Origin of the sequence: Paracoccus rhizosphaerae, from assembly GCF_026162645.1 — a bacterium.
Taxonomy (GTDB): Bacteria; Pseudomonadota; Alphaproteobacteria; order Rhodobacterales; family Rhodobacteraceae; genus Paracoccus; species Paracoccus rhizosphaerae.
The window spans coordinates 1-8,798 of record NZ_JAOTBE010000096.1 but is presented as its reverse complement, the minus strand read 5'-3'; the positions used below and the strand labels follow the sequence as shown (position 1 = coordinate 8,798).

General features: G+C 62.9%; 7 protein-coding genes and 2 pseudogenes. 7 read left to right on the top strand and 2 right to left on the bottom strand.

The window, feature by feature from the left end; all coding sequences use genetic code 11:
* Nucleotides 1–239, top strand: a 239-nt coding sequence (locus OC184_RS18640) for an EamA family transporter (RefSeq protein WP_265508656.1), incomplete at its 5' end; no start/stop codon positions are given.
* On the opposite strand, the pseudogene OC184_RS18635 reads toward OC184_RS18640, so the two are convergent.
* A pseudogene (locus OC184_RS18635) lies at nucleotides 236–1,246 on the bottom strand (tripartite tricarboxylate transporter permease). The gene OC184_RS18640 and the pseudogene OC184_RS18635 overlap by 4 nt on opposite strands.
* A 402-nt stretch (nucleotides 1,247–1,648) precedes the next feature.
* Nucleotides 1,649–2,329, bottom strand: coding sequence for a GntR family transcriptional regulator (locus OC184_RS18630; protein WP_265508655.1), 681 nt, complete (start codon nucleotides 2,327–2,329; stop codon nucleotides 1,649–1,651).
* Nucleotides 2,330–2,466: 137 nt separating this feature from the next.
* On the opposite strand from OC184_RS18630, the gene OC184_RS18625 reads away from it, so the two are divergent.
* The 6 genes and pseudogenes from OC184_RS18625 to OC184_RS18600 all read left to right on the top strand — a co-directional run.
* A complete protein-coding gene (locus OC184_RS18625; RefSeq protein WP_265508654.1) occupies nucleotides 2,467–3,684 on the top strand; it encodes a CaiB/BaiF CoA transferase family protein in 1,218 nt (405 codons plus the stop codon).
* Entirely contained in the window at nucleotides 3,684–4,583 is a 900-nt protein-coding gene (locus OC184_RS18620; RefSeq protein ID WP_265508653.1) for a hydroxymethylglutaryl-CoA lyase, read from the top strand. Before OC184_RS18625 ends, OC184_RS18620 begins: the two co-directional genes overlap by 1 nt.
* On the top strand, nucleotides 4,580–5,878 hold the full coding sequence (locus tag OC184_RS18615; RefSeq protein ID WP_265508652.1) for a TRAP transporter large permease: 1,299 nt from the start codon (nucleotides 4,580–4,582) through the stop codon (nucleotides 5,876–5,878). Before OC184_RS18620 ends, OC184_RS18615 begins: the two co-directional genes overlap by 4 nt.
* A gap of 37 nt (nucleotides 5,879–5,915) precedes the next feature.
* Nucleotides 5,916–6,947 carry a TRAP transporter substrate-binding protein gene (locus OC184_RS18610; RefSeq protein WP_265508651.1) on the top strand — a complete coding sequence of 344 codons (1,032 nt, stop codon included), beginning with the start codon at nucleotides 5,916–5,918 and terminating at the stop codon, nucleotides 6,945–6,947.
* 26 nt (nucleotides 6,948–6,973) lie between these two features.
* Nucleotides 6,974–7,465, top strand: coding sequence for a TRAP transporter small permease (locus tag OC184_RS18605; protein ID WP_265508650.1), 492 nt, complete (start codon nucleotides 6,974–6,976; stop codon nucleotides 7,463–7,465).
* A gap of 456 nt (nucleotides 7,466–7,921) precedes the next feature.
* Nucleotides 7,922–8,798, top strand: a pseudogene (locus OC184_RS18600) (transposase); the annotation flags it as partial.

Here is an 8,798-nt window from a genome sequence, read left to right as displayed (position 1 = left end):
TCGCGGTCAGATGGCGCACGGTGCTGCCCGTCGGAGTCACGGGGGTGCTCGGCAGTCTGGGGTGGTTTACTGCCTTTGCATTGCAGAATGCCGCCTATGTTCGCAGCTTGGGGCAGGTCGAGCTGCTGTTCTCGATCCTTGCTTCGGTGATTGTCTTCCGCGAGAGGCTGCGGATGATCGACGTCTTTGGCATGTTGCTGTTGTCGGTCTCTGTCGTGATGATAGTCTCCATGCTCTAGCCCCGGTGGCAGTGGACGCTCAGGACCAGGAAGACTGCGGTGATGCCGTAGAGCAGCAAAGCGATCGGGCTCTGGATCAGGACGGTGAAGTCGGCGCCGGAAATCGACAGGGCCCGGCGAAGATTGTTCTCCATATCCAGTCCCAGAAGCAGCCCCAGAACCACAGGCACCAGCGAAAAGTCGAGCTTGCGCAAAACGAAGCCCAGGATGCCGAAGCCGACCATTACCATCACGTCAAAGGCAGCATGCGTGATGGCAAATACGCCCAGATAGCTGATGGCGACAACAAGCGGCAGCAGGCCCCAGGCGGGCAGGCCCAGGACGCGGGTGAATATACCGATCAGCGGCAGGTTCAGGATCAGCAGGACGAAGTTCGCAAGATAGAGTGCAGCGACCAGGCCCCACACGAGATCAGGGCTGCGCTAGAACAGAAGCGGTCCCGGCTGGATGTTCAGCGAGATCAGCATCGCCAGCATGACGGCGGTCGTTCCCGATCCGGGCCCGCCCAAAGTCAGCATCGGGATCAGGGCTCCGCCGCTGGCGGCACTATTGCCTGCCTCGGGCGCTGCAACGCCCCGCGGATCCCCTGTGCCGAAGCTGCCCTTGTCGTTCAAGCGCTTCTCGAAGCTGTAGGCCATCACCGCCCCAAGGGACGCGCCCGCACCGGGCAAAATCCCCGCGATGAAGCCGATCATCGAGCCGCAGAGCGAGGCGTCAAGACCCTCCTTCACGCGCGACATATGCGGGAAGACGCTGCCTTTCGGGATCAGCTGCCTGTCCTGCGCCTTCTGCTCGAGAAAGAACAGGATCTCGGAGTTCGCAATTAGTCCCACCAGCGCAACGATGGGATCGAAGCCGTTATAGAGATTGAAGCTGCCGAACGTGTATCGGGCCACCCCTGTTGCCGGGTCGAGCCCCAAGGTGCCCAGCATGAGGCCCAAGAGCGCCGCCAGCAGCGTCTTGCGAGGATCGGTTCCCGATATGCCTCCTGTTATCGCGAATGCCATGATGTAGAGCGCAAAATAATCTGCAGGACCGAACTAAATGGCAGCCTTGGCCAGAAGCGGCGCAAAGAGTCAGTTCCAGTGTCGCCAGTGTCGCTCCGAGGATCGACGCGATCCCTGAGATTGCCCGCGCATCTGCTGCCTGTCCATTGAAGCCCGCTAGAGTATCCTGCTGCGTAGCACGTGCTCAACCGCCTGATCTTCAGGTGGCCTCTTTTTCCTGCTGAAGGCCGAAGGTTTGCGGCGCATGAGGCAAGGCCATGGTTAGTCGTACAGTTGCACCAAGGCAAACATCTCAGCTTACGGGGCCGCGACGAACCTGCGACAGAGACTGGAGATCCCGCCGCTCAAGAAGCTGGCCCGCGGTGATGATGCAAACTTCCCGGGATTGGCAGCCGGTTTTGCTCAGGACCCGCCGTCCGATAAGGGATCACGCAGAAATGTCCCTGCGGCGGCAAGGATATGTGCCTCCATCGTCCGACCGGCCCAATCCGACATGCCGGCCGAGATCGCCTCGGCAATCTCGTGATGGTGGCCGGCGGAGCGCACCCTCTGGCGAAGGCTGTAACGTTGCAGCGTCAGACTGACGAAGGCCAAGTCCACCGTGGAGCTGAGCAGCAGCTCCAGCCGCGGCGCGTGGGCTGCCCGCATGATGGTCCCATGAAACAGCGCGTTCTCGTCTTGGATCTTCGAGACGAGCGCTGGGTCCTGCCCCTCGCGCAGAAGGCCGACAAGCTCAGACATCCGATGCGCTGAGGCAACCAGCTGCGCCCTATGGTCTGGGCTTGCACGCTCGGCGGCTCGGGCGGCTGCATAGGACTCCAGCCGCACCCGAATGTCGAAGATCTCCTGCATCTCGGCGCGGGTGGGCATCACGCACCAGAGGCCGCGGCCCGCGCGGCGCTGCAGGAACCCCTCGATCAGCAGACGGCCGACGGCAGCACGCACCGGCGTGCGCGACAGGCCCAGCATCCGCGCAAGGCCATCCTCGGTCACCTTGCGGTCGGTTGGCAGCCGGCCGTCTGTCGCGGCCTGCCGCAGCACGCGATAGGCGCGGTCGGCTGCGCTTTCAGATTTGAACGCCATCCCTAAAGCCGATTTTTGATACATTTTCGAAACCAATTGTATTCCGACTTAGAAATATCTTGCCCTGTCGTGATCAATCCAGAAGATTTGTATCCAATGAGGGATTTTCTGATCCCGCAGCGGGAGGACGACAGGACATGACTGAACCCGGACCGTCAGGTTTCGGGCCCCTTCGGGGGCTGCGCGTCATCGAGATGGGACAGTTGCTGGCTGGCCCCTTCGTAGGAACGCGCTGCGCCGATTTCGGCGCCGACGTCATCAAGGTCGAGGCACCGGGCCAAGGCGATCCAATCCGTAGCTGGGGCCGAAACAGGCACGACGGGCGTACGCTGTGGTGGCCGATAATGGCGCGCAACAAGCGTTCGATATCGGCCAACCTGCGTGATCCGCGCGGCCAAGACCTGGTGCGCCGCCTGCTGGTGGACGCTGATGTGCTCATCGAGAACTTCAAGCCGGGAACGCTGGAAAAATGGGATATGTCGCCCGATGAACTGCATGCGATCAACCCGCGGCTGGTGATCGTGCGCGTGTCGGGCTTTGGCCAGACCGGGCCTTATGCGGGACGACCGGGCTTCGCCTCGGTGGGCGAAGCGATGTCGGGGATGCGTCACATCAACGGCTATCCCGACAGGCCGCCGCCGCGGTACGGGATTTCGCTGGGCGACACGTTGACCGCACTCTTTGCCTTCGAGGGGATGATGATGGCGCTGTGGCACCGCGACAGGACGGGCGGCCGGGGCCAGGTGGTTGATGCGGCTATCACCGAAAGCTGCTTTGCCATGTTGGAAAGCTGCGTGACGGAATATTCCAAGACCGGCCATGTGCGCCAACCGTCGGGATCGGGGCTGGATAAGATCGCGCCCTCGAACATCTATCCCTCGGCCGAGGGCACCTATGTCGTCATCGCGGCCAACGTGGATGCCATGTTCCGCCGCTTGGCACGAGCCATGGAGCGCGTCGAACTGGCCGATGATCCGCGCTTCGCCAACCATGAGGCCCGTGGGGACAATGCCGCGGAGCTAGATGCGATCATCGCGGATTGGTCGTCATCGCTGCCTATGGCAGAGCTGACCGCCCGGTTGGAGACGCATGACGTCGTCTACGGCCCGATCAACTCCATCGCCGAGGTCGTGTCCGACCCGCATTTCCGAGACCGCGGCATGGTGCGCGAGATCGAGGATCCCGATTTTGGCACGATCACCGTCCCGGGCGTCTTCCCGGTGCTGTCAGATACGCCCGGCGACATCGCTTGGCTTGGCCCCCAGAAGGTTGGGGCCAGCAACGCGCAGGTTTACGGCGAACTGGGTCTGGGGCCCGAGGATCTGGAGCGGCTGAAGGCCGATGGGGTGATCTGATGGTGACGATCTGCGAAGTGGGCCCACGCGACGGGCTGCAGAACCTGTCCAAGATCTTTTCCGTGGCCGAGAAGATCCGCCTGATCACGGGACTGGCCCAAGCTGGGCTGCGCAGCATCGAGGCAGTCAGCATGGTCAACTCGGCCCGTGTGCCGCAAATGGCTGGTGCCGAGGAGGTCTTGGAGGGGCTACCCGATTTGCCCGGTGTCCACCTTTCGGCGCTGGCCCTGAACCTGCGCGGCGCGCAACGGGCGCTGGCGACGCGCGTTCAGGGGCTGCGCTTCGCCGTCGTGGCCTCGGATACGTTCTGCCAGCGCAATCAGGGAATGTCTTCTGACGACAGCTTGGCCGAATTTGCCCGGGCCGCCGATGTGGCGCGGGCGGCGGGACGTGACATCGTCGCGGTGATCGCCACCGCCTATGGCTGCCCGTTCGAAGGTGCTGTCGCGCCCACGCGCGTGGCCGACATGACCCGGTCGCTGGTCGATGCTGGCGCCGAACAGGTGATCTTGGCCGACACGATCGGGGTCGCCGTCCCGGGTGACATCCGCCGCGTCCACGACGCCGTGGCCCCCGTTCTGGAGGGGCGGCCTTGGGGGGTGCATCTGCACAACACGCGCAACACGGGCTATGCCAACCTGTCGGTCGCGCTGGACCTCGGTGCAGAGGTGGTTGACGCCTCGATCGGCGGACTTGGCGGCTGTCCGTTCGCGCCCCGGGCCACTGGAAACGTCGCGACCGAGGATGTGAACTACCTGATGCAGCGAGAGGGGATCAGCACCGGCCTAGACCATGCGATGCTGAGCAACCTTGTTGACTGGCTGGCCCAGCAGGTACCCGACAAGATAACCGGCCAGCTGAGCCGGGCTGGCTGGTTTGGGCAGGAGGTCGGCGCATGATCGAACCGCTGATCGTACTTGTGGTCCTGCTAGGTCTGATCGGCCTTGGCGCGCCGATCTTCCTGGCGCTGGGGGCGGCGGGGATGCTGGGGCTCTATATGGCCCGCGGCCTGATGGCGCTGTTCTTCGGACCCACCTCGCTCTTTGCGCAACTCAACAGTTTCGAACTGCTGGCCCTGCCGCTTTTCGTCCTAATGGGGAATTTTCTGTCGGCCACCCCGGTGGGCGAGAACCTGTACCGCGCCGCGGCGCTGTGGTTCAGCCGTGTCCGTGGCGGGCTGGCGGTGGCGACGGTGGGGGCCTCGACAATGTTCGGGGCGGTTTCGGGCGTGTCTATCGCAGGCGTGGCGGCCATTGGCTCGATCGCGGTTCCGCAGATGCTGGCGCGTGGTTATTCGCAGCGGCTGGCGGCTGGTTCGGTGGTCAGTTCGGGCGCGCTTGCCATGCTGATCCCGCCCAGCGTGCCGCTGATCATCTATGGCGCCGTGTCGGGCGTGTCGGTGTCGGACCTGTTCATCGGGGGCATCCTGCCGGGCCTTCTACTAGCTTTCGTGCTGGCCTCATATATTTGGATCCGTGCGACGCTGAACCCGTCCGAGGCACCTCTCGAACATGCTGGACCACCGGACTGGGGCGCGCGTCTGCGGTCGCTTGGCAGGCTTTGGCATGCGGCGCTGCTGGTGGGTGTGGTCCTGGGCGTGATCTATACTGGTGTCGCCACCCCAAGCGAGGCTGGCGCCTTCGGTGCGCTTGGCGCCATGGCCTTGGCTGGGCTTGTATTTCGCAGCCTGACGTGGGCGCGCCTATGGGAGATACTTGCCTCCAGCGCGCGGATTTCAGGGGCGATCCTGCTCATCATGGGCTGCGCGCGGATCTTTGGCGACTACCTCAACCTGATCCGTCTTCCCGATGCCGTGTCGCAGGGACTGACGCAGACCGGCCTGCCGCCCTTCGCCATTCTCATGCTCGTCATGGTGGCGTTGCTGGTCCTGGGGATGCTGGTTGACGCCGTGTCACTGATCGTGGTGACGACGCCGATCCTGCTGCCGCTGATCGTGACCCTAGGCTATGATCCGCTGTGGTTCGGCATCATTCTGGTGATGAATCTGGAGATGGCGGTGATAACCCCGCCGGTCGGGCTGAACCTGTATACACTGAAGGCCGTGGCGCCCGTCCTGCCGATCGAGACGATCATTCGCAGCGTGCTGCCCTTCGTCATTCTGCAATTCGCGGTGCTGACCCTGTTCGTCCTGGTGCCGGGGATGGCACTCTGGCTGCCGGGACTTGCGCCCTGAACTTCGGCAACAAGACGTCCATCTGGGAGGAGACGACATGACCACGAGACGCAATTTTATGACCGCCGGTGCGGCATTGAGTGGCCTGGCTTTGGCCGGGCTGCCCCGCCGCGCCCATGCGAACGTGATGCTGACGGCGGTCAGCTACCTGCCGCCGTCCTATGCCGACCTGGCTTATGGTTCGCAGGGTTTCGTCGACCGCGTCAACGAAGCCGAGGGGAACGCCGTCACCATCGACTATCACGACAGCGCAAGACTGGTTTCGGCGGATGAACAGCTGCCGGCCCTACGGTCGGGAACGGTCGATCTCATGTTCCACACCACCTCCTATATCACCCGGTCGCTGCCGATCCTGGGAGTGCTGGGTCTGCCTGGCGTGGTGGGTTCGCTCTATGAGAACCCGGACCGGCTGCGCCGCGACGGACCGCTGTTCGCCCTTATCGAAAGTGAGCTGCAAAAGCAGGGCCTGACCTGCCTGACCCTTGGCGGCGGCATCATGGAGCCGGAATACATCTGGAGCGTCGAGAGCGCGCCCATCACGTCACTGGACGATATCCAAGGAAAGAAGATACGGCTGGTCTCCTTTGAGGCCTCGGCCGCGCTGGAACATTTCGGCGCCGCCCCAGTGCGCGTCCCGTCCTCCGAACTCTATATTGCGCTGGAACGCGGCACGGTCGATGCGGCGGTTGCCAATATCTCGACCATCAATGGGCGTAGTGTTCAGGAACAGGTCAAGTACGCCTATCGCCTGCCGGTGACTGCCTTTGCCATCGGCGCCTTCATGACCACGCGACGCTGGGATGCGCTGCCGGATGACGCGCGCGAGACCCTCATCCAGGCGGCCGAATGGTTCGACGAGGACAGCGCCCGCGCTGCCAACCAAGACTGGTTCCGCGACAAGTACTGGCCAGAATTTAAAGAAGGCGGTTTAGAGGTTACCGACCCGACCGAAGCCGAACTCGCGGAGTTCGATGCCATCAACGCCGATGTCCGCCAGGTCTGGCTGGATGAGGTCGGACCCGAGGTCGGCCGACAGGCCATTGACCTGGCCTTGGGCGGCGGGGCCTGACCGCGGTGGGCGCGCTAGATCGCATCGTGGGCGGACTGTCAGCGATTTTGCATGCAGGCGGCGCGCTGGCCTTGGCCTTCATCATGCTGACCATCGGCTATGACGCGCTGATGCGGCACTTCTTCGCGCAGGCTACCAGCTGGAGCATGGAGGTGAATGCCTTCCTGCTGGTTTATCTTGCCCTTGTTCCCGCCGCGGAAACCCTGCGGCGGGGCGAACAGATCGGCATCGGCATCCTGGCAGAGAATGCCGGCCCCGGCGTGCAGCGCATGCTGCGCATTATCGTGGGTCTAGTGGGCGTGATCTTCTGCGCGGCCCTAACTTGGCGCGGCGCGATCATGTCCTTCGACGCCTTCAGCTATGGCGAACGCGTCTCCAGCAGCTTCGGTACGCCGATGTGGATCCCCTATGCCCTGATCCCCTTGGGCTTCTCAGTTCTCGGGATGCAGTTCATATTGATCATGCTGGGCGGCTCGGGCCGCGAGAAATCGCCGAGGCTGGACGGCGGCGCGTTTTAAGCCGTTCGCAGCACCGGCCTCGCACCGCCTTTTGCACCGCATGGCGGGGCACCAGGGCAGGGCCGCACCGCCGCTACATAGCTGGAGGCTGTATCAGGAACAAAGAAGAGTCTCTGCGACAGGTTCGCTTCGCAACTAATTGCTCCTAAACCGGATCTCGGAAGACTGGTCAGCGCGGAGGAGCTTGGAGTCGAGCGACCGGGCTGCGCCTCTTGCGCTATGATCGGAGGGTGCTGAGCCGCCGAGATCATGGGTGCATCCGGGCTGCATCGGACATCGCAAGCGGAAAAAGGAGTCGTTTCGCGAATAACATGTCCTGATGCACGAGGCGTTTGTGTCTAGATATGTCCAGCAGCAGAGCATCCAGAATTGAGATGCTCTGCTCCCTGAGAACTGGACCGTTCGAAACTGGAGTTTTCGGCTAATCTTCCCTGGCTGGGAGAGGAGCTGAAGACGATGAAGGCATCGAGGTTCACGGAAGCGCAGAAGGCGTTTGTCCTGAAGCAGGGCGAGGAAGGAACGCCGGTAGCAGAGATCTGCCGGAAGTCCGGGATCAGCCAGGCGACCTATTTCAACTGGAAGAAACGATATGGCGGATTGCTGCCGGATGAGATGCGTCGGCTGAAGGCGCTGGAGGACGAGAACAGTCGGCTGAAGAAGATCGTGGCCGACCTGACGCTCGACCGGGAGATGTTGCAGGATGTCATCCGCCGAAAGCTCTGAAGCCTGGTCGGATGCGCGAGTTGGTTCGTGGGATGTGCATTGATTGGGGCGTGTCGATCCGCGGAGCTTGTGGGGCCCTGCAATTTGACACTTCCACGTTCCACTACAAGTCCCGGCGCACCGACCAGGCAGCCGTCGAAAGGCGGATCAAGGAGATCGCAGAGTCACGCGTGCGCTATGGCTATCGCCGGGTGCATGTGCTGCTGCGCCGTGAAGGCTGGGAGATCAACATGAAGAAGACCCGCAGGATTTACAACGAGTTGCGCCTGCAGCTGCGGAACAAGACGCCGAAACGGCGGGTGAAGGCCAAGCTACGTAACGACCACGCCGAGGCCGTTGGGCCGAATGATGTCTGGGCCATGGACTTCGTCCACGACCAGTTGGCCTTGGGCAACAAGCTCCGCATCTTGACGGTGGTCGACACGCATTCGCGGTTCTGTCCGGCGGCCGATCCCCGCTTCACCTACCGCGGGGAAGATGTGGTTCAGACGCACGTCGATGTTGCGGCCCAGCCCGTAGCTTACGACCTTGCGCGACCAGGCGTCCAGAATGACGGCCAGATATACGAAGCCGGTCCCGATGGCGACATAGGTGATGTCCCCGACCCAGA